The sequence below is a fragment of the Rhizobacter koreensis genome (assembly GCF_013366375.1).
Classification (GTDB): Bacteria; Pseudomonadota; Gammaproteobacteria; order Burkholderiales; family Burkholderiaceae_C; genus Schlegelella_A; species Schlegelella_A koreensis.
Genome location: NZ_JABWMJ010000017.1, coordinates 1 through 26,752, shown reverse-complemented (window position 1 = coordinate 26,752; position 26,752 = coordinate 1). Strand labels below are relative to the sequence as shown.

24 protein-coding genes and 1 pseudogene are annotated in these 26,752 nt (G+C 68.2%); 16 read left to right on the top strand and 9 right to left on the bottom strand.

Annotation, left to right across the window (positions count from 1 at the left end; all coding sequences use genetic code 11):
- Positions 1–21 precede the first annotated feature (21 nt).
- The 9 genes from HQN59_RS23930 to HQN59_RS23890 all read right to left on the bottom strand — a co-directional run bounded on the left by HQN59_RS23930 (position 22) and on the right by HQN59_RS23890 (position 9,776).
- Positions 22–1,215, bottom strand: coding sequence for a CaiB/BaiF CoA transferase family protein (locus HQN59_RS23930; RefSeq protein ID WP_176071662.1), 1,194 nt, complete (start codon positions 1,213–1,215; stop codon positions 22–24).
- Positions 1,216–1,220: 5 nt separating this feature from the next.
- Positions 1,221–2,828 (bottom strand): acyl-CoA carboxylase subunit beta, encoded by a 1,608-nt coding sequence (locus HQN59_RS23925; RefSeq protein WP_176071661.1) that lies wholly within the window; start codon positions 2,826–2,828, stop codon positions 1,221–1,223.
- Complete coding sequence (locus HQN59_RS23920) at positions 2,825–3,976, bottom strand: acyl-CoA dehydrogenase family protein (RefSeq protein WP_176071660.1); 1,152 nt, start codon at positions 3,974–3,976, stop codon at positions 2,825–2,827. Before HQN59_RS23920 ends, HQN59_RS23925 begins: the two co-directional genes overlap by 4 nt.
- A 15-nt stretch (positions 3,977–3,991) precedes the next feature.
- Complete coding sequence (locus tag HQN59_RS23915) at positions 3,992–5,173, bottom strand: acyl-CoA dehydrogenase family protein (RefSeq protein ID WP_176071659.1); 1,182 nt, start codon at positions 5,171–5,173, stop codon at positions 3,992–3,994.
- 66 nt (positions 5,174–5,239) lie between these two features.
- A complete protein-coding gene (locus HQN59_RS23910; protein ID WP_176071658.1) occupies positions 5,240–6,067 on the bottom strand; it encodes an SDR family NAD(P)-dependent oxidoreductase in 828 nt (275 codons plus the stop codon).
- A 44-nt stretch (positions 6,068–6,111) separates the two neighbouring features.
- Positions 6,112–6,528 carry a MaoC family dehydratase gene (locus tag HQN59_RS23905; protein WP_176071657.1) on the bottom strand — a complete coding sequence of 139 codons (417 nt, stop codon included), beginning with the start codon at positions 6,526–6,528 and terminating at the stop codon, positions 6,112–6,114.
- Between the two features lie 20 nt (positions 6,529–6,548).
- Positions 6,549–6,992: a MaoC family dehydratase N-terminal domain-containing protein gene (locus HQN59_RS23900; RefSeq protein WP_176071656.1), complete on the bottom strand. Its 444-nt coding sequence runs from the start codon at positions 6,990–6,992 to the stop codon at positions 6,549–6,551.
- 14 nt (positions 6,993–7,006) lie between these two features.
- The gene (locus HQN59_RS23895) at positions 7,007–8,191 is read right to left on the bottom strand and encodes a lipid-transfer protein (RefSeq protein WP_176071655.1); all 1,185 of its coding nucleotides are present in this window, start codon (positions 8,189–8,191) and stop codon (positions 7,007–7,009) included.
- A 94-nt stretch (positions 8,192–8,285) separates the two neighbouring features.
- On the bottom strand, positions 8,286–9,776 hold the full coding sequence (locus HQN59_RS23890) for a class I adenylate-forming enzyme family protein (protein WP_342451299.1): 1,491 nt from the start codon (positions 9,774–9,776) through the stop codon (positions 8,286–8,288).
- Between the two features lie 192 nt (positions 9,777–9,968).
- On the opposite strand from HQN59_RS23890, the gene HQN59_RS23885 reads away from it, so the two are divergent.
- The 16 genes and pseudogenes from HQN59_RS23885 to HQN59_RS23810 form a co-directional block, all read left to right on the top strand.
- Positions 9,969–10,769, top strand: coding sequence for an enoyl-CoA hydratase/isomerase family protein (locus HQN59_RS23885; RefSeq protein WP_246295128.1), 801 nt, complete (start codon positions 9,969–9,971; stop codon positions 10,767–10,769).
- 20 nt (positions 10,770–10,789) lie between these two features.
- Positions 10,790–12,040, top strand: coding sequence for a thiolase family protein (locus HQN59_RS23880; protein WP_176071653.1), 1,251 nt, complete (start codon positions 10,790–10,792; stop codon positions 12,038–12,040).
- 13 nt (positions 12,041–12,053) lie between these two features.
- Positions 12,054–12,821 (top strand): SDR family NAD(P)-dependent oxidoreductase, encoded by a 768-nt coding sequence (locus HQN59_RS23875; RefSeq protein ID WP_176071652.1) that lies wholly within the window; start codon positions 12,054–12,056, stop codon positions 12,819–12,821.
- 39 nt (positions 12,822–12,860) lie between these two features.
- Complete coding sequence (locus tag HQN59_RS23870) at positions 12,861–14,021, top strand: acyl-CoA dehydrogenase family protein (RefSeq protein WP_176071651.1); 1,161 nt, start codon at positions 12,861–12,863, stop codon at positions 14,019–14,021.
- A 40-nt stretch (positions 14,022–14,061) separates the two neighbouring features.
- The gene (locus HQN59_RS23865) at positions 14,062–14,823 is read left to right on the top strand and encodes an ABC transporter ATP-binding protein (RefSeq protein ID WP_425342770.1); all 762 of its coding nucleotides are present in this window, start codon (positions 14,062–14,064) and stop codon (positions 14,821–14,823) included.
- Positions 14,820–16,838: an AMP-dependent synthetase/ligase gene (locus tag HQN59_RS23860; RefSeq protein ID WP_342451298.1), complete on the top strand. Its 2,019-nt coding sequence runs from the start codon at positions 14,820–14,822 to the stop codon at positions 16,836–16,838. The genes HQN59_RS23865 and HQN59_RS23860 overlap by 4 nt, the downstream gene beginning before the upstream one ends.
- Positions 16,835–17,722 (top strand): branched-chain amino acid ABC transporter permease, encoded by an 888-nt coding sequence (locus HQN59_RS23855; RefSeq protein ID WP_176071649.1) that lies wholly within the window; start codon positions 16,835–16,837, stop codon positions 17,720–17,722. The genes HQN59_RS23860 and HQN59_RS23855 overlap by 4 nt, the downstream gene beginning before the upstream one ends.
- Positions 17,723–17,786: 64 nt before the next feature.
- Positions 17,787–18,788, top strand: coding sequence for a branched-chain amino acid ABC transporter permease (locus HQN59_RS23850; protein ID WP_342451297.1), 1,002 nt, complete (start codon positions 17,787–17,789; stop codon positions 18,786–18,788).
- 53 nt (positions 18,789–18,841) lie between these two features.
- Positions 18,842–20,068, top strand: coding sequence for an ABC transporter substrate-binding protein (locus tag HQN59_RS23845; protein WP_176071647.1), 1,227 nt, complete (start codon positions 18,842–18,844; stop codon positions 20,066–20,068).
- A gap of 4 nt (positions 20,069–20,072) precedes the next feature.
- Complete coding sequence (locus tag HQN59_RS23840) at positions 20,073–20,954, top strand: ABC transporter ATP-binding protein (RefSeq protein WP_342451296.1); 882 nt, start codon at positions 20,073–20,075, stop codon at positions 20,952–20,954.
- Positions 20,955–20,979: 25 nt separating this feature from the next.
- A complete protein-coding gene (locus tag HQN59_RS23835) occupies positions 20,980–22,086 on the top strand; it encodes a CaiB/BaiF CoA transferase family protein (protein WP_176071696.1) in 1,107 nt (368 codons plus the stop codon).
- 31 nt (positions 22,087–22,117) lie between these two features.
- Positions 22,118–22,870 carry a 3-oxoacyl-ACP reductase FabG gene (gene fabG / locus HQN59_RS23830; RefSeq protein WP_176071646.1) on the top strand — a complete coding sequence of 251 codons (753 nt, stop codon included), beginning with the start codon at positions 22,118–22,120 and terminating at the stop codon, positions 22,868–22,870.
- A 13-nt stretch (positions 22,871–22,883) separates the two neighbouring features.
- Positions 22,884–24,032: an acyl-CoA dehydrogenase family protein gene (locus HQN59_RS23825; protein ID WP_176071645.1), complete on the top strand. Its 1,149-nt coding sequence runs from the start codon at positions 22,884–22,886 to the stop codon at positions 24,030–24,032.
- 13 nt (positions 24,033–24,045) lie between these two features.
- On the top strand, positions 24,046–25,575 hold the full coding sequence (locus HQN59_RS23820) for a class I adenylate-forming enzyme family protein (protein WP_176071644.1): 1,530 nt from the start codon (positions 24,046–24,048) through the stop codon (positions 25,573–25,575).
- 4 nt (positions 25,576–25,579) lie between these two features.
- Positions 25,580–26,062 carry a MaoC/PaaZ C-terminal domain-containing protein gene (locus tag HQN59_RS23815; protein ID WP_176071643.1) on the top strand — a complete coding sequence of 161 codons (483 nt, stop codon included), beginning with the start codon at positions 25,580–25,582 and terminating at the stop codon, positions 26,060–26,062.
- Between the two features lie 244 nt (positions 26,063–26,306).
- Positions 26,307–26,624: pseudogene (locus HQN59_RS23810) on the top strand (helix-turn-helix domain-containing protein); the annotation flags it as partial.
- Positions 26,625–26,752 lie beyond the last annotated feature (128 nt).

Genomic DNA, 26,752 nt, shown 5'->3' with positions numbered 1-26,752 from the left:
AACGGGTCCTTCCGATGAGGTTCAGCCGGTCACGCCCTGGCGCTTGAGCGCCGCCTGCGCCGCCGTGTCCAGCCCCAGCGCGGCGAGCACGTCCGCGGTGTCGGCCCCGAGCACCGGCGGAGCGGCGGGCGCACGGCCGCGCTGGCCGCCGCTGTTGAAGGGCAGGCCGATCGCGCGGTGCCCGCTCGCTTGGGGCAGCGGCACGTCGGCCAACAGCTTCAAGGCGTGCACCTGCTCCTGCTCCAGCACCTGGGCCACGTTGTTCAGCTCGCTGCACGGCGCACCGGCGGCGCGCAGCCGCTCTATGCAATCGGCGGTGCTGCGCGACCGTGTATGCGCTTCCAGCGACTCGTGCAGCGCGTCGCGGTGGCCCACGCGCGAGGGATTGTCGGCAAAGCGCGGGTCGCGCGCCAGCTCGGGGCACCCGAGCGCGTCGCAGATGCGGGCGAACAGCCGGTCGTTGGCCGCTGCGATGAACACCTGGCCATCGGCGGTGTCGTACAGCTCGTAGGGCACCATCATCGCCATGCCCGAGCCCATCTTGCGCGGCAGCCGGCCGGTGGCCAGGTAGTTCGCGATCGGCACCGCCATCCACGCCAGGCCGGTCTCGAGCAGGCTGGCGCCCACGCGCATGCCCTGTCCGGTGCCGGCGCGCTGCAGCAGCGCCGAGAGCACCGCCATCGCCGCCCACATGCCGGTGCCCAGGTCGATCAGCGAGACGCCCACCCGCGCCGGCTCGTCGCCCTCGTGGCCGGTGACGCTCATGATGCCGGTGAAGGCCTGCATCAGCGGGTCGTAGCCGGGCAGGCCGCGCATCGGCCCGACCTCGCCAAAGGCGCTGATGGCGCAGTAGACGAGCCGCGGATTGACGGCCCGCAGAGGCTCGTCCCCCAGCCCGCGCGCTTCGGCACTGCCGGGCTTGAGCGAGTGCACCAGCACGTCGGCACCGGCGGCCAGCTGCGCCACGATGCGCTGGCCCTCGGGCCGGTCCAGATCGAGCGCGACGCTCTTCTTGCTGCGGTTCAGCGCGGCAAAGCCGGTGGACATGCCGCCGATCTCGGGTGGCCGCCAGGCGCGCGCGTCGTCGCCGCTGCCCGGCCGTTCGATCTTGATCACTTCCGCGCCAAGGTCGGCGAGGATCTGCGTGCAGTAGGGTCCGGCCACGTTCTGCGTCAGGTCGACGACGCGCAGGCCTTGGAGCACGGAACCGAGCATCGTCATCACATCCTGAACACGCCGAAGCGCGTCTCGCGTTGCGGCTGGCGGCCGGCCAGTTCGAACAACAGGGCCAACGTGTCGCGCGTCTCCAGCGGGTCGATCACCATGTCGCACCACAGGTTGGAGGCGAAGTTGTAGGGGCTCGCGAAGGCCTCGAACTGCTCGCGGATCGGCTGCTTGAAGCGCTCGCGCTCTTCGTCTGTCCAGCGCGTGCCCTCGCGCTCGTGGATGCGGTCGCGCACCATCGTCAGCGTGGTGGCCGCCTGCTCCGGGCCCATCAGCGCAGCACGGCCGCTGGGCCACATCAGCATGGCATGCGGCTTGAACGGGCGCCCGCACATCGCCAGATAGGCCGCGGCGTACGACCCGCCGGTGATGAGCGTGTAGCGCGGCACGTTGGCCGAGGCCATCGCGGTGATGAACTTGGCGCCGTGCTTGGCGATGCCCTCGCGCTCGACCGCCTGGCCGACCATGAAGCCGGAGACGTCGGCCACGAACAGCAATGGGATGTCGCGCTGGCAGGCCAGTTCGATGAAGTGCGCGCCCTTGACGGCGGCCTCGGAGAAGATGACACCGTTGTTGGCCAGGATGCCCACCTGGAAGCCCTTGATGCGCGCGAAGCCGCAAATCAGCGTGTCGCCGTACAGCGGCTTGAACTCCTGCAGTTCGCTGCCGTCGATCAGGCGGGCGATGACCTCGCGGTTGTCGGTGGGGTGGCGCGTGTCGGCGCTGACGATGCCGTAGATCTCGCGCGGGTCGTGCAGCGGCGGCCGCGCCGGGGCCACGTCCCAGCGCTGCCTGGGCGGCGTGCCGAGGTGGGCGACGAGGTCGCGCACGATCGCGATGGCGTGGCCGTCGTTCTCGGCCAGGTGGTCGGTGACGCCGCTGACACGGCTGTGCATCTCGCCACCGCCTAGCGTCTCGGCGTCGACCTCTTCCTTGGTGGCCGCGTACACCAGCTCAGGCCCGCCGAGGAACATCGCGCCTTGCTTGCGCACGATCACCGCCATGTCGCACAGCGCCGGCAGGTAGGCGCCGCCCGCGGTCGAAGGCCCATGCACGGTGGCGATCTGCGTGATGCCCTCGGCCGACATGCGGATCTGGTTGTAGAAGATCGAGCCGAACTGGCCGTCATCCGGGAAGATGTGCGCCTGCTCGGGCAGGTTGGCGCCGCCGGACTGGACCATCGTGATGCACGGCAGACGGTGCTGCCAGGCGAACATCTGCGCCCGCACGTGCTTCTTGGCGGTGATGCCGTAGTAGGTGGCGCCCTTCACGGTGGCGTCGTGGATCATCAGCATGCAGGGCCGGTCGCTGACCAGGCCCACGCCGGTGATGATGCTGCCGCCGGGCGGCACGCCCTCGTAAAGGCCGTCGCCGGCGAGCTGGCCGAATTCGAGGAAGGGCGAGCCGGGGTCCAGCACCGCCGCCAGCCGCTCGCGCGGCAGCAGCTGACCGCGCTGCTTGTGCAGGCGGCGCGCCTTCTCCGGCCCGCCGACCAGCGCCCGCGCGCGGCGGGCGTGCAGATCGGCAATCCGTGCGAGGTAGGCGTCGCGGTTGCGCGCGAAGGCCTCGTCGGTCGTCGATATGGAGGAAGGCATCACCGTCATGCCGACGGCCCGAAGTTCCTGCGCTGCAGTCGTCCGAACCGCTGCAGGTGGTGGTCGATGCCGCCATCGGCCTTCTCGAGCAGCGTCAGGCGGCGGAAGTAATGGCCGATGTCCAGCTCCTCGGTCATGCCCACGCCTCCGTGCAGCTGCACGCCCTGCTGGGCGACGAAGCGCGCGCGCTCGCCCACGGCCACCTTCGCCGCCGACGCCGCGCGGGCACGCTCGTCGGGTGCCGCATCGGCATGCAGCGCCGCCATCACGACCATCGAGCGCGACGCCTCGAGCGCCGCGAACATGTCCACCATGCGGTGCTGCAGCACCTGGAAGCTCGCCAAAGGCGCACCGAACTGCTTGCGCGTGGCCAGGTAGGCGCCGGTCTTGTGCAGCACCGCCGACATCGCGCCCAGCGCATCGGCACAGGCGGCGATGGTCGCGAGATCGACCGCGCGCTCCAGCGCGTCGAGGGCGCGCGCCGGCTCGCCCAGCAGCGCGCCCGCGTCGAGCTGCGCCCCGGTCAACCGCAACTCGCCGCTGCGCAGGCCGTCGTAGCGCGCATAGGCCACGATCTCCACACCCCCGGTCGTGGCCGGCACGGCGAACAGCGCGATGCCGTCGCGATCCCCCGGCTGGCCGTCGATGCGGGCGCTGACGATCACCGTGCCGGCCCAAGGCAGCCCGACGACGCCGGTCTTGCGGCCGTCGAGCACCCAGCCGCTGCCCTGTCGCCTTGCACGTGTCTCGACCCATTCGAGCGCGGGGCCGGACTCGGCCTCGGTGTACGCCAGCGCCAGCTTGCTGCGGCCTTCCACCAGCGGCACCAGCAGCGCCCGCTGTTGCGCGCCGTCGGCCGCAGCGGCCACCGCCTGCGCCGCCAGCACGGTGGATGCGAGGTAGGGCTCGACGCACAGCGCCGCGCCCATCGCTTCGCACACCTGGATCAGCTCGGGCATGCCGCCGAAGCCGCCCACGGCTTCCGGCAGGGCCAGGCCGAGCCAGCCGAACTCGGCGAAGCGCGCCCAGTGCGCCGCGCCCCAGCCGCCGTCGGACGCCAGCGACCGCGCGCGCGCGTCGAAGCCACACTCGGCACGAAAGTATTTGTGCGCCGCCTCGCGCAGCATCTTCTGTTCGGGGGTGGGGTTCAGGTCCATGCGCATGTACTCCGTTCAGCGTGCGGCGCCGGCCAGCATGGACTTGGCCAGCACCGTCTTCTGCACCTCGTCGCTGCCGCCGTAGATGGTGCAGGCGCGCAAGAAGGCATAACGCTCCATCGAGTGGACATGCGCGGCCTCGGCCAAGGCGCCTTCGGGATGCCAGGGCCAGGCCTGCTCGGCGCCGATGTCGAGCGCCAGCTCGGACAGCGTCTGCTGCACGGCCGTGCCCATCAGCTTGAGCAGCGACGACTCCGGGCCCGGCGCCTTGCCCGCCGCGGTGGACGACAGCACACGCAGGTTGGTGTACTCGAGTGCCGTCAGGTCGATCTCGGCGCGCGCCAGCCGTGCCGCCATCCCCGGCTGGTCGATCAGGCGAGTGCCGGCCCAGCGGCGCTCGGCGGCCGAACGCAGCAGGTTGGCCATCGCCGCCTTCGACTCGGCCACGCCGGCGATGCTGGTGCGTTCGTGCGTGAGCAGGTACTTGGCGATCTCCCAGCCCTGCCCTTCTTGGCCGACCAGGTTGCTGCGCGGCACGCGCAGGTCGGTGAAGAAGACCTGGTTCAGATGGTGCTCGCCATCGATCGAGACGATCGGGCGCACCTCGATGCCCGGACGGTCCATTTCGATCAGCAGGAACGAGATGCCCTCCTGCTTCTTGCCGGTGTTGGCGGTGCGCACCAGGCAGAACATGTGGGTGGCCCAGTGCGCATAGGTGGTCCAGATCTTGGAGCCATTGATCACGTAGTCGTCGCCGTCCGACACGGCGGTCGTCGCCAGGCTGGCCAGGTCCGATCCCGCGCCGGGCTCGGAATAGCCCTGGCACCACCAGTCCTCGCAGCGACGGATGCGCGGCAGGTAGCGCGCCTTCTGCGCGTCGCTGCCGAAGGCCATCAGCACCGGCCCCAGCATGATCACGCCCATCGACAGGCCCACCGGCGCGTTGGCGGCGGCGCGTTCCAGGTCGTACAGGTAGCGCTGGGTCGGCGTCCAACCCGGGCCGCCGTGTTCCTTCGGCCAGCCGACGACGAGAAAGCCCTGCTCGTCCAGGCGGCGCTGCCAATGCACGATCTCGTCGCGGGTCAGCATCTGGCCGCTTTCGACCTTGCGCCGCAAGACCTCCGGCGTGTTGGCCGCGAACCAGTCGCGCACGCCGCGCTGGAAGACGCGGTCCTCGTCACTGAACGTCAGATTCATGAACTGAACAACCTTTCATGCGCCGGTCGGGCTGGAACGGACCGGCGGAGCCGGCCGGGGGGTCGATCAGATCGAGACCCCGCCGCCGCAGATCAGCACCTGCCCGCTGATGTAGTTGGACTCCGGCGTGCACAGCAGGTACACCGAGCCCGCGGCCTCCTCGGGCGTGCCGCCACGGCCCAGCGGGATGCCGCGCTCCATCATCGCCATCAGGTCCGGGTTGACGCCCACCTTGATCTGCCGGCCTTCGACGTCGATCGACGCGTTGCCGCCGGCGGTGGCCTCGGTGAGCCTGGTCTTGATCAGGCCGAAGGCCACCGCGTTGACGTTGACCTTGTAGCGGCCCCATTCCTTCGACAGCGCCTTGGTCAGGCCGATGATGCCGGCCTTGCCGGCCGAGTAGTTGGCCTGGCCGGCGTTGCCGCCGGTGCCGGCCACCGACGAGATGTTGACCACCTTGCGGAACACCTCCTTGCCGGCATCGGCCTCGACCTTGGACTGGTGGCGGATGAAGTCCGCCGCCGCGCGCAGGATCTTGAACGGCGCCGTCAGGTGCACGTCGAGGATCGCGTGCCACTGTTCGTCGGTCATCTTCTGGACCACGTTGTCCCAGGTGTAGCCGGCGTTGTTGACGATAATGTCCAGGCCGCCGAAGCCGTCGATGGCGGTCTTGACGAACTTCTCGGCAAAGCCGTCGGCGGTGACGCTGCCGGCGCAGGCCAGGGCCTGCCCACCCGCGGCCTTGATGGCGGCCACGGTCTCCTCGGCCGGGCCGGCGTCGAGGTCGTTGACGACGACCTTGGCGCCTTCACTGGCCAGCTTCATCGCGATGGCGCGGCCGATGCCGCGGCCGGAGCCGGAAACGATGGCTACTTTGCCTTCGAGCTTCTTCATGGGTCTCTCCAAGAGAATGAGTATGGTTCGGTGTGGGTACGAAATCAGTCCAGCGCAACGATGGCGTCGCCGCTGAGCGTGACCTGCTCGCCGTTGCGCGAGGCCGTCAGTTCGATGCGCGCGCAGGGGCGCCCGCGGTACTCGAGCTTCTCGACCACCTTGCCGCTGCACTGCACGCGATCGGCGACCTGGGTGATGGCGGCGAATCGCACGCCGTAGCTCAGCAGGCGGCTTTGCGGCACCCACTGCGTGAGCGCGCGCGCCAGGTAGGCCATCGACAGCATGCCGTGCGCAAACACGTCCTTCATGCCGGCCTTGCGCGCAAAGTCGAGGTCGATGTGGATCGGGTTGTGGTCACCCGACGCGCCGGCGAACAGGGCCAGCGTCGTGCGCGTGATCGGCGGCAGCTCGAGCGCGGGCATGGCATCGCCCACCTTCACGGTCTTGGGATCGAAATTCATCGTGCGTCTCCTCTGGCGTCTCAGCCGTGGCGCACGACGATGACGCCGCGCATGTCCGCCACGTGCTCGCCGAGCTGGTTGGTGACCTTGGACTCACGCACCACGAACTCGAGCAGGCCGCCCTTCTTGTCGTAGATGTCGGTGACCTTGGTGTCGATGCGCAGGGTGTCGCCGGCGCACACGGGGGCGTGGTACTCGAATCGCTGCTCGCCGTGCAGCACCTTGCCCAGGTCGATGTCGAACTCCTGGATCATCTTCATCGACACGCCGGCATCGCTCTCGGCGCCGAAGAAGAAGGTGGGCGGCGCGACGATGCCGCGATAGCCCGCGGCCTTGGCCGCCGCCTCCTTGGTGTGGATCGGGTCGGTCAGGCCGATCACCTTGGCGAAGAAGGCGATGCGCCCCTTCTCCACCGTCCACACCGTGGGCGGTGGCGCGTAGCCGATGTGCTTCTTGTCGATCATGGGTGGGCCCTTTCTCAAGCCGCTTGGTACAGGGTCACGACGCAGGCGCCACCGAGACCCAGGTTGTGCTGCAGCGCGGTGCGCGCGCCCTTGACCTGCCGCTGCTCGGCGGTGCCGCGCAGCTGGTGCGTCAGCTCGTAGCACTGCGCCAGACCGGTGGCGCCCAGTGGGTGACCCTTGGAGAGCAGGCCGCCGGAAGGGTTGGTGACGACCTTGCCGCCGTAGGTGTTGTCGCCGTCGCGCACGAACTTCTCGGCACCGCCCTCGGGGCACAGGCCCAGGCCCTCGTAGGTGATGAGCTCGTTCTGCGCGAAGCAGTCGTGCAGCTCGACGACATCGACGTCCTTCGGACCGATGCCGGCCGATTCGTAGACCTTGCGGCTGGCCTCGCGCGCCATGTCGTAGCCGACGACGCGCATCATGTCGTGCGACTCGAAGGTGCTGGGGAAGTCGGTGGTCATCGCCTGCGCGGCAATGCGCACCTGGCGGTTCAGGCCGTGCTTCTTGGCGTAGGCCTCGGAGCAGATCACCGCCGCGGCGGCGCCGCAGGTGGGCGGGCAGGCCATCAGGCGCGTCATCACGCCTTCCCAGACCATCGGTGCGGCCATCACGTCGTCGACCGATACCTCCTTGCGGAACAGTGCCAGCGGGTTGTTCACCGCATGGCGGCTGGCCTTGGCGCGAATGGCGGCGAAGGTCTCAAGCCGGGTGCCGTACTTGTCCATGTGCGCCTTGCCGGCGCCGCCGAAGTAGCGCAGCGCCAGCGGGATCTCCGGATGCCCGACCAACTCGTCGGTGACGCTGTCGAACTGCTCGAAGGGTGTCGGGCGATCGGCGAAAGCGGCCTTGATCGCTCCGGGCTGCATCTGCTCGAAGCCGAGCGCCAGCACGCACTCGGCCGCGCCCGACTGCACCGCCTGACGCGCCAGGAACAGCGCCGACGAGCCGGTGGAGCAGTTGTTGTTGACGTTCAGCACCGGGATGCCGGTCATGCCCAGCGGGTACAGCGCACGCTGGCCGCAGGTGGAGTCGCCGTAGACATAGCCGACGAAGGCCTGCTCGATGGCCTTGTAGTCCACGCCAGCATCCCGCAGCGCCAGGCGCGCCGCCTTCTCGCCCATCACGTTGTAGGGTTCGCTGGCGCCGGGTTTGGCAAAGGGAATCATGCCGACGCCGGCAACGATGACTGTGTGGCTCATATGGGGCTCCTGGGGTTGGACAAGGCGGTAATGCCGTGACGGTTGTGCGGATACGGAAGGGGCCCGCCGGGACGGCGCGCAGCCTCGGCGGATTTCAGGCGGCGAGCCATTGGCGCTCCACCTCGTGGCGCTGGATCTTGCCGGTGCTGCTGCGCGGGAACGACGCCGGCTCGACGAAACGGATCTCCTTGGGGACCTTGAACCCGGCGAGTTGCCCGCGGCAGCCCGAGAGCAAGGCCTCGCGGTCGACGCTCGCGTCCGGCTGCAGGGCAACGAAGGCCACCGGCACCTCGCCCCATCGCTCGTCGCGCCGGCGCACCACCACGGCGTCCGCCACGCCGGGCTGGGCCAGCAGCACGCGCTCCACCTCGGCGGGATAGATGTTCTCGCCGCCGGACTTGATCAGGTATTTGGCGCGGTCGACAAAGTCCAGCAAACCGTCGGCACGGCGCACGAACAGGTCGCCCATGTGGAACCAGCCGCCGCGGAAGTCGTGCGTGTTCGCTTCCGGCGCATTCCAGTAGCCGGAAAACAGCGTCGGACCGCGCAGCGCCGCCTCGCCGGGCGTTCCCACCGGCACGTCGCGCTCCTCGGCGTCCACCAGGCGCAGGCGGCAGAAGCCCGACTCGCGCTTGGCCAGGGTCGCGGGCACCACGCCCGGCGCCAGCAGCGCACCAGAGGCCGGCGCGAGGCCGGTCTCGGTGGCGCCGAAGCTGTTGATGTAGGGCGCGCCGAGCAGCCCGGTCAACTCGGCGATTTGCTGCAGCGGCACCAGATCGGCCATCGCGCCCACCAGCCGCACGCCGCGTGGCCGCGTGCGATTGCGCCGTAGGCCATCAATGAGGGGGGCGATCATGCCGGGCATCGCGACCAACCAGCCGATCGTCTCGCCCTCGATCGTCGCGCAGAGGCGATCGACGTCCAGGCCGTCCTGCACGATGACCTTGCCCCCAAGCATCAGCGTGGCCAGGCTGAAGTCGGTCGCGGCCATGTGGAACAGCGGACTCCAGGCCACATAGGCGTGTTCGGCGGTGATGCCGTACTCGGCAGCGAAGCACATCGCGCGCGCCACCATCGCGCGCTGGCTGATCACGGCCCCCTTGGGCAGGCCGGTGGTCCCGCTGGTGTAGAGGATCACCAAGCCCTGTTCGGCGTCGACCTCGATCAAGGGGTCGGTCTCGATGCCGGCGGCCACGAAACCGTCGAACTCGGCGTCGAGCCCGACCACCGGGCACTCCGTCCAGCCGATGCGCACGAGCACGTCGGCATGACGCCGCGACACGAACACCAGGTGCGGGGACACGAGCCTCAGGCAGTGCGAGGCTTCGGCGTCGGCCAGCCGCCAGTTCAGGCAGGCGACGATCGCGCCGATCTTGGCGACTGCCAGCTGCAGCCCGATGTATTCGCGCCGGTTCTCCGCGAGCACGGCGATGCGTTCGCCGGCCCGGACACCGCTGGCGAGCAGGGCCTGCGCGATACGGCTGACCCACCGGTCGAGCCCTGCGTAGTTCAACGCGCCCTGTGAGTCCTGCAGCGCGGGCGCATCGGGCCGCACGGCCACCTGCTTGCGCAACAGATCGGCCACGGTCAGGGGCAATGCCTCACTTCGCATCTCTTGGTTTCGGATGACCGACTTGCGCTGGCCACGCCGGCGCTTGGTCGGAGCCAGAAGTCTACCTAACGCTTGACAGTTTCACAATGCCCCTTTATCCTTTCCGATGTGATCCGCGCTCCCGCCCTCGGGAGCCACCCATAAGAATCCAGCACGGAGACAGTCTTGGATCCATATTCCGCACTGCGTTACGAACAGCGCGCGCAGACGGTTTGGCTCACGCTGAACCGGCCCGAGGCGATGAACGCGCTGTCGGACGTGCTGTGCGACGAACTCGCCGACGCGGTCGGTCGCATCGAGCGTGATCGCGGCGTGCGGGTCGTCGTGCTCACCGGCGCGGGCAAGGCCTTCTGCGCCGGTGCAGACCTCAAAGGTGTGTTCGAGGGCGGCACCGCCACGCCGGAAGCCGAGGATCCGCTGAACGCTTTCCTCGATCGCGTCGCAGGCATGATCGATCGACTGCGCGCCTTGCCCAAACCGACGATCGCCGCGCTCAACGGTCTGACGATGGCCGGTGGCCTCGAACTCGCGATGGCCTGCGACCTGATCGTCGCCGCCGGGAGCGCACGCATCGGCGACGCCCACGCCAACTTCGGTGTCTTCCCGGGAGCCGGCGGTGCCGCCGTGCTGCCGCGGCGCATCGGGCCGACGGCGGCCAAGTACCTGCTGTTCACCGGCGACACGATGCCCGCGGCCGAGTTGGTGCCTCTCGGGCTCGTGAACCGGGTCGTGCCCGACACCGAGCTCACGACCGAGGTCGACAGGCTGGCCGCCGGCATCGCCGCCAAGAGCCCGCTCGTACTGCGCCGCATGAAGCAGGCCGTGGCTGATGGGTTGGAGCAGCCCCAGGCCACCGCCCTGCGGCTGGAACGGCTGGTGCTCGACGCCCACCGCCACTCGCACGACATCCGCGAAGGGCTCGCCGCCTTCGTCGGCAAGCGCAAGCCCGAGTTCAAGGGCTACTGACACACGCCATGGAGCGTCCGATGAGCACCGTCGTCCTTCCTTCCGTCTACGTCGCCGGCGTCGGCATGACCCCGACCGGCAAGTTCCTTGACCGCAGCATCAAGCAGCTTACGGCCGATGCGGTGAACGCCGCGCTCGCCGACGCCGGGCTCGCGACCGCCGACATCCAGGCCGCCTACTTCTCCAACGCCACCCAGGGTGTGCTGGAGGGCCAGACCATGGTGCGCGGGCAGATCGCGCTGCGCCCGTTGGGCATCGAGGGCATTCCGGTCTACAACCTCGAGAACGCCTGTGCCAGCGCCAGCTCTGCCTTCAACCTGGCGGTGCAGGCCGTGCGCTCGGGCGAAGTGGAGGTGGCCCTCGCGATCGGCGCCGAGAAGATGTTCTGCGCTGACAAGGCCAAGATGTTCAGCGTCTTCGATGGCGCCTGGGATCTGCAGAACATCGAGGGCAACAAGACGACACTCCTGGCCATGGGCAGCGGCATCGAGCCGCCCGAGGGGAGCACCTCGAAGGCGCCGTACAGCCTGTTCATGGACATCTATGCCGCGTTCGGGCGCTTCCACATGCGCGAGTTCGGCACCACGCAGCGACAGTTCGCCGCGGTGGCGGCCAAGAACCACGGCCACTCGGCGCACAACCCGCTGGCACAGTACCGCAACACCTACACGATCGAGCAGGTGCTCGACGCGCCACCGATCACCTACCCGCTGACGCTGCCGATGTGCGCGCCGATCAGCGACGGGGCCGCGGCCGCCGTCGTCTGCTCGGAGGCAGCGCTGGCCCGCCTGGCCGACCGGCGCCGCGCGGTCCGCGTGCTCGCCTCGGTGGTGGCCACCGGCACCACGCGCAAACCGGAGGATGTCGGCCAGCACATCACCGTCAAGGCGTCCAAACTGGCCTACGAGCGCGCCGGCGTGGGGCCGCAGGAGATCTCTGTGGCCGAGGTGCACGACGCCACCGCCATCGGGGAGATCGTGCAGTCGGAGAACCTGGGCTTCTGCGAATTCGGCGCCGGCGGCGCGCTGGCCGAGAGTGGTGCCACCACGATTGGCGGACGCATCCCGATCAACACCTCCGGCGGGTTGGAATCCAAGGGCCACCCGATCGGCGCCACCGGCATCGGCCAGTTGCACGAGCTGGTGACGCAGCTGCGCGGCGAGGCCGGCGCTCGCCAGGTGCAGGGCGCCCGGCTGGCCATGGCCGAGAACGGCGGCGGCCTGTACGGCATCGAGGAGGCCGTCTGCGCGATCACCATCCTCGGCCGCTGACGGAGCGCCGGGCATGAATCCGTCGGGCAAGGTCGCTGTCGTCACCGGAGCCGCCTCCGGACTCGGCCGCGCCGTCGCCGAGACACTTCTGGCTGCCGGCGCCCGCGTGGTGCTCTTCGACCGCGATGCCGAGCGCGGCACCGAGGTGGCCGCTGGCGCCGGCGACGCTGCGTTGTTCGTCCCGGTGGATGTAACCAGCGAGGCCCAGGTCCAGGCCGGCATTGACCAGGCACTCGGCCGGTTCCGCGCCGTCCACGTCTGCGTGAACTGCGCCGGCGTGCCGGACGCCGCCAAGACCGTGAGCGATGGCAAGCCCTTCCCGTTGGCGATCTGGGACAAGGTCATCGCCGTCAACTTGACAGGCACCTTCAACGTGCTGCGCCTGGCCGCAGTGGCGATGACGCGCAACGAACCCGAGGACGGGGAGCGCGGCGTGATCGTCAACCTCTCATCGGGCGCCGCGCAGGACGGGCAGATGGGGCAGGCGGCGTATGCCGCCAGCAAGGCTGGCGTCATCGGCCTGACCTTGCCCGTGGCGCGCGACCTGGCCGACCACGGCATTCGCTGCGTGGCCGTGGCGCCTGGGCTGTTCGACACGCCGATGGTCGCCGGTCTGCCCCAGAAGGTCGCCCAGGCGATCGTCGACCGCATGATCCTGTTTCCTCGCCGCATGGGCAGTCCCGCAGAGTTGGCGCTGCTGGTTCGCAGCGTGGTCGAGAACGCCTACATCAACGCCACCTGCCTGCACATCGATGCCGGCGCACGCATGAGCGCGCGCTGAGCGCCCCCGAGCCAAACGCACCGACATACCGAGCCAACGATGAACTTCCTGCCGACCGACGAACAACGCCTCGCTGTCGAGGGCTTCAACCGCTTTCTCGAGACCAAGCTCGAGCCCATCGTGCGCCGCTACCAGCCGGACAAGCTGATCGAGAAAGAGCGCATGCTGGAGATCTTCCAGATGATGCTGCCCTACGGCATGGGTGGCAACGGCCTGATCTCGGAGGCCCACGGCGGCATGGGCATGCCCTGGCTGACCTACGCGATGATGTACGACAACCTCGCCCGCGTATCGGGTGACGTGGCGATCTCGTTGCTGATCCAGCAGCTCGGTGCCTACTCGCTGGAGGTCTGCACCAACGACGCGATGCGGCAGAAGTACCTGCCGCGCATGGTGCGCGCCGAGATCATCGCCTGCAGCGGCATCAGCGAGCCGGGCGTGGGCTCCAACGTGGCCGAGGTCACTTGCCGCGCCAAGGCCGACGGCGATCACTACATCGTCAACGGAGAGAAGACCTGGATCTCCAACGGTCACTACTCCGACTTCTGCATGGTCATCGTGCGGACCTCGGACGACGGCGCACGCGGCCTGTCGATGATCCTGGTCGACCGGCAAGAGCACGGCTACGAAAGCCGCAACATCGACAAGCTGGGCTTGAACAGCACCTCCACCGCGCAGTTGTTCTTCGACAACGTGCGCGTGCCGGCCGGCAACATGATGATCCAGGCCGGCACCGGACTGAAGAACACGCTCGTGCTGTTCGAGAAGGCGCGGCCGATGGTCGGCCTGACCTCGGTGGGCATCGCGCAGGCGGCCCTGAACAAGGCCGTCGCCTACGCAAAGGAGCGCCGCCAGCACGGCAAGCCGATCGGCCAGCACCAGCTCATCCAGGGCATGCTCGCCGACGCGGCCATCCAGCTCGACGCGGCGCGGCTGCTGATCTACCGCGCCTTCAATTTGATCGACCATGGCGTGCGCAGCGAAGTCGAGAGCGCAATGGCCAAGTGTTATGCCACCGAGATCGCGGTGGACGTGGCCTCCAAGGCCGTGCAGATCCACGGCGGCAACGGCATCACCAAGGACTTCGGCGTCGAACTGCTGTTCCGCAATGCGCGCATGATGACCATCCCCGACGGCACGACCGAGATCCAGAAGCTGATCATCGGCCGGGCGCTGACCGGTCTCAACGCGTTCTCCTGACGTGACGTCTCCAGTCCAAGCGCCCACGACCACCGCTTCCGTGGTGCTGAAAGCCGACAGTGTGACCTTGCGCTTCGGCGGTGTCACGGCGCTGTCGGACGTGAGCATCGAAGTGCGTGCCGACGAGATGCTCGCCGTGATTGGCCCGAACGGGGCCGGCAAGAGCTCGCTGCTGAACGTGCTCAGCGGCTTCTACCGTCCGCAGCAGGGGCAACTCACCTATGAAGGCCGCGACATCCTCGGCTGCGCGGTGCACGCGATCGCCCGCGACGGTGTCGTACGCACGTTCCAGGGCACGCACCTGTTTCCGCACATGACCGTGCTCGACAACATCCTGATCGGACGGCACTCGCGCATGCGATCCAGCCTCGCGCAGGCCTTCGTCTACTTTCCCTGGACGCAGCGCGAAGAGGCGCGGCACCGCGAAGTGGCCGAGGACATCGTCGAATTCCTCGAGATCGAGAACATCCGCCACCAGCCGGTGGGTTCGCTCGGCTACGGCCTGCGCAAGCGTGTGGACCTCGGTCGTGCGCTGGCCATGGAGCCGAAAGTGCTGCTGATGGACGAGCCGATGGCCGGCATGAACACCGAGGAGAAGGAAGACCTGGCCCGCTTCGTCATCGACGTGCGCGAGGCGCGCCGCATCCCCGTGGTGCTGGTCGAGCACGACATGGGGGTGGTGATGGACCTGGCCGACCGCGTGGCCGTACTCGATTTCGGGCGCAAGATCGCCGATGGCACTCCCGCGCAGGTGCAGGCGGACCCGGCAGTGATCCAGGCCTATCTCGGGGCCGCCGCGTGAACAAGCCGCAAGCCATCCTGAAACAAGCGCCGCAGGCAACGCCGCTGAAGGCCAAGCCTTACAAAGGTGCATCCACCCCGGCCATCGCCCGGACACAGACGCTGCCGCAGATGCTGCTGGGCCATGCCAGCAGCCGGCCTCAGCAGCTCGCCCAGCGAGTCAAGCGCAAAGGCGTCTGGCGCTGTCACACCTGGGCCGACGTGCTCGAAACGGTGCGCCCGCTCGCGCTCGGCGCGGCAGCGCTCGGCCTGCAGCGCGGCGACACGGCGGTGGTCATCGGCGAGAACGAGCCCGAGCATTTCTGGTCGATGTTCGCCGCCCAGTCACTGGGCGCGAAGACCGTCTCCGTGTATCCCGATGCGACCACGGACGAGTTGCTCTACCTGTGCGAAGACTCTCAGGCACGGTTCATCTTCGCGCAGGACCAGGAGCAGGTCGACAAGGCTCTGGCCATTGCCGACAGACTCCCCGGGCTGTGCGGCATCGCCTACTGGGACGATTCGGGCATGTGGTCGTACCGGCACGATCTGCTGCATGCCTTCGAGCCGCTGTGTGCCGCGGGTCGCAAGGAACATGAGCGGCACCCCGCCCGCTTCGCGGAGATCGTCGAGGCCGGCCGCGCCGACGACCTGGCGCTGCTGACCTACACCTCGGGCACCACCAGCAAGCCCAAGGGCGTGATGGTCAGCCACCAATGGCTCGTGGACAACGCCAGCCGCATGCTAAGCGCGCTGCCGCTCGAACCCGGGATGGAGTACCTGTCGTACACCCCGTTGGCCTGGATCACCGAGCAACTGCTGGGTGTCACGCTCGGGCTGATGCTCCCGCTGGTGGTCAACTTCCCCGAAGGCCCCGACCAGGTGCTGCCCAACATCCGCGAACTGTCGCCGCACCTGGTGCTGTTCGGGCCGCGCCAGTGGGAGAGCATCGCCGCGACGATCGAGGCGCGCATGCTGCACGCCGGACGGCTGCCACGCGCGCTGTACCGCTGGAGCGTGCGCATCGGCCACGCGGTGCGCGTGGCGCGGCTCGAAGGCCGTGAGGCGCCGCTGACGGCACGGTTGCTGCTGCCCCTGGCCGAGCTGTTGACCTTGCACGCGGTGCGCGACCAGTTCGGCTTCCTGCGTTCGCGCATCGCCGTCTCCGGCGGCACCGCGATGGCGCCCGACGTGTTCCGCCTCTTCCACGCCTTGGGCGTGCCCTTGCGCAACATCTACGGCTGCTCGGAATTCGGCCTCATCGCCGGCCACCGCGGCGAGCGCTACGACCTGGAGACCGTGGGGCCGCTGCTGACGGTGGCACCGGAGTTCGGAGCACCGCTGGAGTCCAAGGTCGACGACAGCGGAGAGTTGCTGCTGCGGGGCGGCACTGGCTTCCTCGGCTACTGGAACAAGCCCGAGAAGACCGCCGCGCTCGACCGCGATGGCTGGTTTGCCAGCGGCGACGCGGTGCGCTTCAGCGAACGCGGCGAAATCGTCTTCCTCGACCGCGTGGAGCACCTCGTCAAGCTGTCCAGCGGACACGCGTATCCGCCGCAGTTCATCGAGACGCGACTGCGCTTCTCGCCCTTCATCAAGGACGTGATGGTGCTCGGCGACGCGACGCGGCCTTGGGTGGCCGCGTTGGTCAACATCGACATGGGCGTGGCCTCGCGCTGGGCCGAGGAACGACGCATCGCGTTCTCGACCTTCACCGACCTCTCGCAGCGCCCGGAGATCCGCGCGCTGGTGCGCGACGAGATCGCGCGCATCAACGCCTTCCTGCCCGAAGGTTCGCGCGTCGTGCGATTCGCCAACTTCCCCAAGGAACTGGATGCCGACGAAGGCGAACTTACGCGCACGCGCAAGCTGCGCCGGGAGTTCCTGGAACAGCGCTACCGCGTTCTCATCGACGGCCTTTACGCTGGTGAAACCGACATCGACTGCCAGATCGCCGTGACCTACCAGGACGGCCGCCAGGGCGTTCTGCGCGCCAAGGTCGTCGGCACCGACGTCAACTCCGCGAGTTCGCGATGATCCTCGAGTTCTTCAATTACACACTCAATGGCGCGCTGCTCGGCCTGCTCTACGCGCTGGTGGCCATGGGTTTCGTCGTCATCTACCGCGCCAGCAAGGTGTTCAACATGGCCACCGGCGAGATGCTGGTGCTCGGCGCCTTTCTCGTTTGGTGGGCGGTGGCCTCACGCGGCATGCATCCGGCTGTCGGCATCGCCGCGGCGCTGGCCATCGCGGTGCTGGTGGGGCTGGCGATCGAGCGCCTGTTCTTCCGCCGCTTGATCGGCGAGTCGGTGTTCTCGATGATCATGGTCACGATTGGCCTCCTGATCCTCACCCGGGGCCTGGTTCTGGTGATCTGGGGACCGCAGGAACGGGCCTTCCCGGCGCTGATCCCGCTCGAACCACTCATCATCGGCGAGATGATCGTGCCCCGTTCCCTCGCCGTGGCCGGCGCGGTGGCGGTCGTGTTCGCGCTCGGTCTGCACTGGTTTTTCAACCGCAGCCGCACGGGGCTGGCGATGTCGGCGGTGGCCGAAGACCACCAGATCGCGCTGTCGATGGGGATCAGCGTCCGACGGTCCATCGCTTTCGCTTGGGCGCTGGGCGGCATCCTGTCAGTGATCTCCTCCATCGTCTACCTCAGCGGCAAGTCGCTGACCTTCCTGTCGTCGGAGATCGGCTTCGCGGCGCTTCCGGTCGCACTGCTTGCCGGACTGGAGTCGATCCGGGGCCTGCTGCTGGCCGGGCTGATCGTCGGCGTCGTGCAGGGGCTGACATCGGCCTACATCGATCCCCTGATCGGCGGCAACGCAGCCTCGGTGGTTCCCTACATCTTCATGCTCGTCGTGCTGGCGGTGCGTCCCAACGGGATGTTCGGCTGGAAGCGCATCGAGCGCGTCTGAGAGTTCGACCTCGATGGATCCTTCCGGCATCTTCTTCACACGCTACGAGCAGGACAGCGCGATCGTGCGCACGCGCGCCCAATGGTTGGCGCTGGCGGCGTTCGCCGCCGCGCTGATCGCTTTCCCCTGGTTCGCCTCGCCGCGCCTGGTGGCGGTGGCCAACCTGATGTTCATCACGGCCATCGTCGTCGTCGGACTGCAGATCACCACAGGCTACGCCGGGCAGATCAACCTTGGCCAGGCGGCCTTCATGGGCGTGGGCGCCTACGGCACCAGCGTGATGGAGGTCAAGTTCGGTCTGCCGTTTTGGGTGGCGGTGCCCATGGGCGGGCTGATAGCGGCCTCGGTGGGCTGGGCTTTCGGGTTGACGGCTTCGCGCATCAAAGGCTTCTACCTTGCACTCACGACCATCGCGGCCCAATTCCTGTTCGTGTTCGTGGTGCTCAACCTACCGTCTTCATGGCTCGGGGGGGTCAACGGCTTCAGCCTGCAGCCGGCAAGAATGGGCGGCATCGTGTTCGACACCGACCGCGCGCTGTACTTACTTTTTCTGGTCGCAGCGGCGGTGATGGTCGCGGGCGCCTTCGGCATCTTGCGAAGCCGGCACGGACGCGCCTTCGAGGCAGTGCGGGACGATGACGTCGCTGCCGGCATGATGGGCATCGACGTCGCCGGTACCAAGGCACGCGCCTTCGTGCTGGGTGCCTTCTACGCCGGCATCGGCGGCGGCTTGTGGGCCTACCAGATCCGCTTCGTCTCGGTCGACCAGTTCACGCTGTTCAACTCGATCTGGTTCATCGCCATGATGATCGTTGGCGGGATCGGCTCGATCGTCGGCGCATTGATCGGCACCGTCGTGATCCGAGCCGTCCAGGAAACGATCACCAGCGTCGGCCCGGACCTGATCGAGCGCTTCCCCGCGCTGGGCAGCGATGTCGTCTTCGCGAGCATGAACGTGTTTCTGGGTCTGGTCATCACGGGCTTCCTGCTGCTCGAACCCAAGGGCCTCATGCACCGCTGGAACATCTTCAAGGCCACGTATCGCCTGTGGCCCTTCCCTCACTGAATCCGTCCACACCATCGCGCCGATCCCGGCGCTCTTCCCACGAGGAGATCTTCATGCATCGACGCCATCTCGTCTCACGCGGACTGTTCCTGGCCGCCGGCCTCACGCTCGGCGCTCAGGTCTCGGCGCAGACGTCGGTCAACATTGCCGCCATGGCGGATTTCGCCGGCCCCTACGCCAACGTCATGAACGACATGCAGGGTGGGCGTCTGGCGGTCATCGACTGGTGGAACAAGGAAGTCGGCGAGAAGCTCAATGTGCGCATCAACGTAAAGACCTACGATACGCGCTACGACGTGGCCCAGACCGCGAGTCTGTGGCCCGGCATCAAGGCCGAGCTGAAGCCGGCGATGGTGTTCGGCCTGGGCGGCCCCGACGCTGCGGCGCTGCAGCAGCGCCTGCCCGAAGACAAGGTGCCGATGCTGCTCGGCACCGCCGCCTACGGCTTCGGCTGGAAGCCCGGGCAGTGGGCGTTGAACGTGCGCCCGACCTATACGCACGAGGCCGCCGGCTTCCTCGAGTGGTTCCGCGCGACCAAGCTGGAAGGCAAGCGGGCGGTGAAGGTTGCGATCATCACCTCGGAAGCGTCGCCCGCCTATGCCGACATGGCAAAGGGCCTGCAGGCCTATGCCAAGGCCCATCCCGACAAGGCCACTTTCGTCGAAGCCATCTGGACCGAGGTGCAGCCCGCCGACCTGACGCTGCAGGTGCGCCGCCTGGCCAACGCAGGCACGGACGTGATCGTGATCCAGACCAACACCGCGCAGGCCGTAGCCACCAAGCGCGCGCTGCAGGCGCTGGGCAAGAACATCCCGATCATGCTGTCGCTGCACAACGGCGTGCTGGGCTCGTCCAAGGCGCTGGGCAACCCCAACGGCTTTGCCGGCGACTACGAAGTCGGCGCTATCGCCGATGCCAGCGAAGACGACACGCCGGCACGCAAGTTCTACACGATGCTGCAAACCAAGTACGGCCTCAAGTCCGGCTGGAACGCGATGACGATGCTCGGCCTGGGGCAGGCCGTCGTCGGGGCCCGGGCCGTCGAGGAAGCCGTCAAGGCCAAGGGCGCTGCTGGTGCGACCGGCGAAAACGTCCACGCGGCTCTGCTGTCGGCCAACTTCACGTCGGCACAGCTCATGGGCCTGCTGCCGGGTGTCGACTTCAACCCCGAGAATCCGTTCCCGACCGGCACGGCCAAGGTGAACATCGCCACGATGAAGGACGGCAAGGTCGTGCGCGTGGCGGCCGACGCCCCGGTGCCGGCGATCCCGAAGTGGTGAAAACGTGGTCGCCGTGAGCGAGTCCGCCGTGTCCGAAACGCGGCGCCGGGAACCCCTGTCGGGCCCTGCCAAGGTGGATGGGAGCGACGCCACGCTGCTGTCGCTGCTCAATGTCGAGGTGCTTTATGCCGACGTGATCCTGGCCCTCAAGGGCGTGTCGATGCAGGTCGCGCCAGGCGGTTGCGTGGCGCTGCTCGGCGCCAACGGCGCGGGCAAGAGCACCACGCTCAAGGCCATCTCCGGGGTCATCGATTCCGACGACGGTCGCGTCTCGGGCGGCAGCATCGCCTTTGGGGGCCGCGCGATCCGCGGCCACGACACCGCCAGCATCGTGCGCAGCGGTCTCGTGCATGTGATGGAGGGCCGGCGCGTGCTGCCGCACATGACGGTGGAGCAGAACCTGATCATCGGTGGCCACATGTTCGGCAGCACCGCGCAGATGCGACTCGCGCTCGACGGCGTGTACCAGGCCATTCCTCGCCTGGCCGATCTGCGCACACGCACGGCCGGCTATCTCTCCGGCGGGGAGCAGCAGATGCTGGTGATCGGCCGCGCCATCATGGCCGAGCCCAAGCTGATGCTGATCGACGAACCGTCGCTGGGTCTAGCGCCGCGCATGACCGAAGAGGTCTTTGCCGTACTGCATCGGTTGCGGGCCCAGGGCCTGGCACTGCTGATCGTCGAGCAAAACACACGCGTGGCCCTCGAGATCGCCGACTACGGCTACGTGATGGAAAGCGGGCGCATTGTGCTCGAAGGCCGTGCCGACGAGTTGCGCGCCAACGAGGACGTGCGCGAGTTCTACCTCGGCCTCGACCGCGAAGGCGGACGCAAGAGCTTCCGCGAGGTCAAGCACTACCGACGGCGCAAGCGCTGGCTGGGTTGAAACGAAACACCATGAAAGGCAAGGCATGCCGGGTCCACTGCAGGGCTTGAAGGTCATCGAGTTCGGCGGCATCGGCCCCGGGCCCTTCTGCGCGATGATGCTCTCGGACATGGGAGCCGACGTGATCCGCCTCGACCGCAAGGCCGACAAGGGCAAGGACCGCGGCTCGCCCGGCTTCCTTGTCTCCGGTCGACACAGCGTGTTGCATCGCGGCCGCCGCTCGGTGGCGGTGGACCTGAAGGACCCTGCCCACCGCGACAAGGTGCTGGCAATGATCGACGGCGCCGACGCGGTGATCGAGGGCTACCGCCCCGGCGTGCTGGAGCGGCTCGGGCTCGGGCCCGATGTGCTGCTCGCCCGCAATCCGCGGCTGGTGATCGGGCGAATGACGGGTTGGGGGCAGGATGGCCCGCTCGCGCAAGCGGCCGGCCACGACATCAACTACATCGCACTGTCCGGGGCATTGGCGGCCATCGGCCGCAAGGAGGGCGGGCCGGCCGCACCGCCGGCGATGGTTGGCGATCTGGGCGGCGGCGGCATGATGCTCGCGTTCGGCATCGTCTGCGCCGTGCTCGAGGCCCGTGTCTCGGGCAGGGGCCAAGTGGTCGACGCAGCCGTGCTCGACGGCGCAGCGCTCCTTACGTCGATCGTTTGCGAACTGCGCGCACTGGGGCTGTGGCGAGACCAACGCCAGGGCAATCTGCTGGACGGTGGCTCGCACTTCTACGACACCTACGAGTGTGCCGATGGCCAGTGGATCTCCATCGGTTCTCTGGAGCCGCAGTTCTACGCGCTGCTGCTCGAGAAGCTCGGCCTGGACAACGATCGCGAGTTCGCGCGCCAGCGCGATCCCAAGGCCTGGCCGGCGCTGAAGGCGCGGATTGCCGCCATCTTCCGCGCCCAACCCGCCGCGCACTGGTGTGCGCTGCTGGAGAATACCGACGTGTGCTTTGCCCCGGTGCTCGCCACCGCCGAAGCCGCCGCGCACCCGCACAACGTGGCGCGAGCCACGTTCTTCGAAAGCGAGGGCGTCGTGCAGCCCTCGCCTGCGCCGCGCTTCAGCCGCACCCCGGCGGCGCGGCCGAAGCCGGCACCTTACATCGGCGAACACGACGACGAACTGCTGGGCTGAATCGCCGTACGAGGCGACAGCGGAGGTGGCCATGCAACTGGGGCTGAAGGACAGGGTCGCGATAGTCACCGGCTCGGCCCGCGGCATCGGCGCCGAGACGGCGCTCGCGCTGGCAGAGGAAGGCGCCCGCATCGTCGTCACTGACATCGACGGCGACACCGCCGCGGCGCACTGCGCGGCGCTGCAGGGCGCGGGCCATCGAGCCATCGCCGTGCCCGCCGACGTGACACGCAGGGCCGATGTCGAGCGCCTGGCGCAGGCCGCGGTCGACGCCTTCGGCGGCGTGCACGTGCTGGTCAACAACGCCGGCTTCGCGCGCGATGCCCGCATCACCCGACTCAGCGAAGCGGATTGGGATGCGGTTGTCGACACCGTGCTCAAAGGCGCGTTCCTCTGCACCCAGGCCGTGGCGCCGCTGATGGCCGCCGCCAAGTGGGGACGGGTCGTCAACATCTCCTCGCGCGCGCACCTGGGTAATCCGGGCCAGGCCAACTACTCGGCTGCCAAGGCCGGCATCCTGGGTTTCTCGGCCGCACTGGCGCTCGAACTAGGCCGCGATGGCATCACCGTCAACACCATCGCGCCGGGGTTCATCGAAACCGACGGCGTGCGCAAACTGCCGCACTACCAGAAGATCCGCGACAACGCGCTGGCGCGTACGCCCATCGGGCGCCTCGGCGTTCCCCGAGACATCGCCAGCGCGGTGTGCTTCCTCGCCAGCGAGGCCGCGGGCTACATCACCGGCGCCACGCTGCACGTCACCGGTGGGCGCTACGCGACCTGAGCGGCCAGCAGCCATGGACTTCGGCTTCACTCCCGATCAGGACACGCTGCGCGCGAGCGTCCGGCGCTTCATGCGCGAGCGGGTCGCACCACGCATTGCCGTGTGCGAGCGCGAGCGCGAGTTCGCCTGGGACCTTCTGCCCCAGCTCCAACCCTTCGGCTACCTGGGCGGGCTGCTGCCCGAAGAGGCCGGCGGCTTCGGCATGAGCCACGTCGCCTGGGCCATCCTGATGGAGGAAGCCGGCTATGGTTGGCTGTCACTGCGGGTGATGATGAACTCGCTGAACATCCTGGCCCAGCTGCTGCACCGCCACGGTACGGTCGAACAGAAGGGCCGCTGGCTGCAGCCGCTGCTCGCGGGCCAACTCCGGCACTGGATGGCCATCACCGAGCCGAACCACGGCTCCAATGTCGCCGGCATCGAGACCCGGGCCGAGGACAAGGGGGACCACTGGCTCGTCAACGGCAACAAGCTGTGGATCACCAACGGCGTGCACGGCAACTTCGGCGTCGTGGTCGCGCGCACCTACAGCGCGCGCTGCGATGGCGGCATCAGCCTGTTCATCGTCGACCGCGAGGAGACCGCTTACGAGGCGCAGCGGGCCGACGTGATGTTCATCCGCGCCACCGGCACCTCGCAGCTCGCCTTTCGCGACGCGATCGTGCCCAAGGCCAATCTGTTGGGCCAGGAGGGCGAGGGCCTCAAGGCCATCCTCACGGGGCTGAACTTCGGGCGCCTCAATGTGGCGATGGGGGCGGTTGGCGCGGCGCGCGCGGCGCTGGACCTGTCGATCGACTACGCGCGGCAGCGCAAGCAGTTCGGGCGGTCGATCGCCGGCTTCCAGCTCGTGCAAAAGCTCATCGTCGACATGATGGTGCGCTGCGAGGCCGCGCGTGCACTCGGCTATCGGGCCGCCTGGACGCTCGACCAGGGCGGCAGCGCGCGCACCGAGTGCTCGATCGCCAAGCTCTACGCCGCCGAAGCGGCGCACGAGGTCGCGAGCATGGCGCTGCAGGTGCACGGTGGTTGCGGCTACAGCGAGGAGCTGCCGATCGAGCGCATCTTCCGCGACACCCGCGGCGGCCTCATTCCCGAGGGCACCACCGAGATCCAGACGCTCATCATCGGGCGCGAGGTGCTCGGCGTCTCGGCGTTCCACTGAGGAGTCGACAACGATGGGCATGCCACTGCTGTCTGCACTGCGCCTGAATGCGCGGCGCCTGCCACACCGGCCAGCGCTTCGCTTCCGGGATCAGACATGGAGCTATGTTGAGCTGCTCTCGCGTGCCGAGAGCGCCGCGGCGGCGCTGGCGGCGCTGGGCATCGCGCCGGGCGAGAAGGTGCCGATGCTCTCGATCAACCATCCCGACATGCTGGTGGCCTATTTCGCCCTTACCGGCATCGGGGCCGTGCCGGCGCCCCTGAACTACCGCCTGACCGACAGCGATCTGCACCATGGGATCTCGGCCGCGCATGCGCGCTTCGTCCTCTTTGGTTCGGGTTTCGGCGGGCGCGCCGCGGCGATGGCCGATCCTGCATGGCGCCCTATCGTGTTCGCCGACGCCGCGCACGACGCGCCCAAGGGTGCCCTGCACTGGGACGAGTTGCTGCAGTCCGACCCGCATCGCGCACCGCCCCTCGGCCGCGAGGGCAGCACGATCATGCTGCACACCTCGGGCACCACCGGCCGCCCGAAGGGCGCGCTGCGATCGCGCTTCGGCTTCGAGGAGCGCGCCATCGCGCAGCGCTTCGGCATGGATGACCGCACCCTGGCCGCCTTGCCCCTGTGCCTGAGCGCCGGCTGTGTCTATACGCTGCTGCCGCTGTACCTGGGCGCCAGCGTCACGCTGCTCGATCACTTCGACGCCGGCACGGCCATCGAGACGATCGAATGTGCGCACATCACTTCCACGATGCTGCTGCCGGCAATGCTCCAAGCGATGGTCGATCATCCCCGCTGGAGCGGTGCCGATCTGTCGAGCCTGCGCGTCGTGCAGTCGGGGGCCGGCACGCTGTCGGGTGCGCTCAAGCGCAGACTGCTCGATCGCCTGGGGGAAGGCGTCCTCAACATCTATGCCGCCTCTACCGAGGTCGGGCCGTATGCCAACCTGGATGGCGCAGAGGTCGCCCGGCACCTGGACGGCAACTGCGTCGGCAGGCCCTTCTTCGGCGTCGAGCTGAAACTGCTGGACGACGAAGGGCACGAGGTGGCAACCGGCGAGGTGGGCGAAATCTGCTGCCGAAGCAATTCGCAATACGACGGCTACTTCGAGGACGACGAGCTCACCGAAAGCACGCGCCGCGGCGACTTCCTCACCGTCGGCGACCTGGGCCGCGTCGATGACGACGGGCTGCTGCATTTCGTCGGCCGCAAGCGCGACATCATCAAGAGCGGCGGCATCAACGTCTATGCGTCGGAGATCGAGCAGGTGCTGCAGCAGCACCCGGCCGTGGCCGAGGCGCACTGCATCGGCCTGCCGGACGAGCGCCTGACCGAACTGATCTGTGCCGTGATCGTGCCGCATGCGGACGCGTCGCCGTCGCCCGACGAGTTGTCCGCCTTCGCCGCTGCCCGGCTGGCGGCCTACAAGAAGCCGCGCCGCGTCGTTCTGATGAGCGAGGTTCCGAAGAACCTGACCGGGCGTGTGCTGAAAACGCAGCTCGTCGAGCAGGTACTGGCCTTGCCCGAGCCACGTCCGGAGTAGGAGCATGCAGCTTTCGACCCTGAGCCCCGAGCCTTGCTACTTCGAGGACCTGGAGATCGGCACAGCATTCGACAGCCCGACGCGAACCGTGACCGAGGCCGATGTCGTCAACTTCGCCTGCCTGTCGGCCGACTTCAATCGCCTGCACGTCGATGCCGAGTACGCCAAGGGCACGCCCCACGGCCAGCGCATCGCGCACGGGCTGCTGGTGCTGGCGGTGATGTCGGGGCTCGTCACGCGCATGCAGCTCAATCAGCACCTCGAACCCAGCCTGCTGGGGTTGTTGGACATCCAGTGCCGCTTTCCTCGGCCTACGTTCATCGGCGACACGCTGCGCGTGCGGGCGGAGGTGGCCACGAAGAGCGGGACATCCAGGCCCGACCGCGGGGTGGTGGCCTTCCACCGCCAGGTCATCAACCAGCGCGACGAAGTGGTCGTCGAAGGGACCTGGAAGCTCCTGGTCCGCCGCCGCCCGGCATTGGACTGAGACCGACCGGGCGGCTTGGCCACTGCGCGAAGCGATGCAGCAGTGCCTGTCGAATTGCCGCCCATTCTTGGCATTCAACGTTCCGTTGCAGCAATCGCAGCAGCTCGAACGGACACCGCATGCACGCCGATAGAGCTACGGGTCGTGCCGCTGACACAACTCTAGTGTCGTGAGTTAGAAGTTCATTGAACTATGGATGCCCGTCGAAGTCAGTCGTGTAGTGTTCAGACGCGACGAGGCGGCGATGGCAGGAAGACCGAAGGCACAACTGGTGTTGAGTGAAGTCGAGCGAGAGCAGCTTGTGGCGCTGACGCTGCGCCGCAAGACGGCGCAAGCATTGGCGCTGCGAGCGCGCATCGTGCTGGCTTGTGCCGATGGGGCAGACAACCAGGATGTCGCCGCGCGGCAGCGGGTGACCAAGCAGACGGTGTCCAAGTGGCGAGCTCGCTTCGTCGATCAGCGACTCGACGGTCTTCTGGACGCCCCACGTGTGGGAGCGCCACGCAGCATCGACGACGCGCGCGTGGACGCACTCATTGCCAAGACGCTGGAGTCGACGCCTACGGAAGAGCCGGCCGCGCAAATCTGAACACGGCGTAAAGTGGACTGGCTGCTCCGATGGGCGAGGATAGAGCCCGAGATTCAGGAGCAGAGAACATGAGCAGAAGACCACGGCGCAACCACTCGGCG

Excerpts from the sequence above, each read along its gene's own strand:
- HQN59_RS23930 (WP_176071662.1), bottom strand. The coding sequence starts at position 1,215 with ATGCTCGGTTCCGTGCTCCAAGGCCTGCGCGTCGTCGACCTGACGCAG.
- HQN59_RS23925 (WP_176071661.1), bottom strand. The coding sequence starts at position 2,828 with ATGACGGTGATGCCTTCCTCCATATCGACGACCGACGAGGCCTTCGCG.
- HQN59_RS23920 (WP_176071660.1), bottom strand. The coding sequence starts at position 3,976 with ATGGACCTGAACCCCACCCCCGAACAGAAGATGCTGCGCGAGGCGGCG.
- HQN59_RS23915 (WP_176071659.1), bottom strand. The coding sequence starts at position 5,173 with ATGAATCTGACGTTCAGTGACGAGGACCGCGTCTTCCAGCGCGGCGTG.
- HQN59_RS23910 (WP_176071658.1), bottom strand. The coding sequence starts at position 6,067 with ATGAAGAAGCTCGAAGGCAAAGTAGCCATCGTTTCCGGCTCCGGCCGC.
- HQN59_RS23905 (WP_176071657.1), bottom strand. The coding sequence starts at position 6,528 with ATGAATTTCGATCCCAAGACCGTGAAGGTGGGCGATGCCATGCCCGCG.
- HQN59_RS23900 (WP_176071656.1), bottom strand. The coding sequence starts at position 6,992 with ATGATCGACAAGAAGCACATCGGCTACGCGCCACCGCCCACGGTGTGG.
- HQN59_RS23895 (WP_176071655.1), bottom strand. The coding sequence starts at position 8,191 with ATGAGCCACACAGTCATCGTTGCCGGCGTCGGCATGATTCCCTTTGCC.
- HQN59_RS23880 (WP_176071653.1), top strand. The coding sequence starts at position 10,790 with ATGAGCACCGTCGTCCTTCCTTCCGTCTACGTCGCCGGCGTCGGCATG.
- HQN59_RS23875 (WP_176071652.1), top strand. The coding sequence starts at position 12,054 with ATGAATCCGTCGGGCAAGGTCGCTGTCGTCACCGGAGCCGCCTCCGGA.
- HQN59_RS23870 (WP_176071651.1), top strand. The coding sequence starts at position 12,861 with ATGAACTTCCTGCCGACCGACGAACAACGCCTCGCTGTCGAGGGCTTC.
- HQN59_RS23855 (WP_176071649.1), top strand. The coding sequence starts at position 16,835 with ATGATCCTCGAGTTCTTCAATTACACACTCAATGGCGCGCTGCTCGGC.
- HQN59_RS23845 (WP_176071647.1), top strand. The coding sequence starts at position 18,842 with ATGCATCGACGCCATCTCGTCTCACGCGGACTGTTCCTGGCCGCCGGC.
- HQN59_RS23835 (WP_176071696.1), top strand. The coding sequence starts at position 20,980 with ATGCCGGGTCCACTGCAGGGCTTGAAGGTCATCGAGTTCGGCGGCATC.
- fabG (WP_176071646.1), top strand. The coding sequence starts at position 22,118 with ATGCAACTGGGGCTGAAGGACAGGGTCGCGATAGTCACCGGCTCGGCC.
- HQN59_RS23825 (WP_176071645.1), top strand. The coding sequence starts at position 22,884 with ATGGACTTCGGCTTCACTCCCGATCAGGACACGCTGCGCGCGAGCGTC.
- HQN59_RS23820 (WP_176071644.1), top strand. The coding sequence starts at position 24,046 with ATGGGCATGCCACTGCTGTCTGCACTGCGCCTGAATGCGCGGCGCCTG.
- HQN59_RS23815 (WP_176071643.1), top strand. The coding sequence starts at position 25,580 with ATGCAGCTTTCGACCCTGAGCCCCGAGCCTTGCTACTTCGAGGACCTG.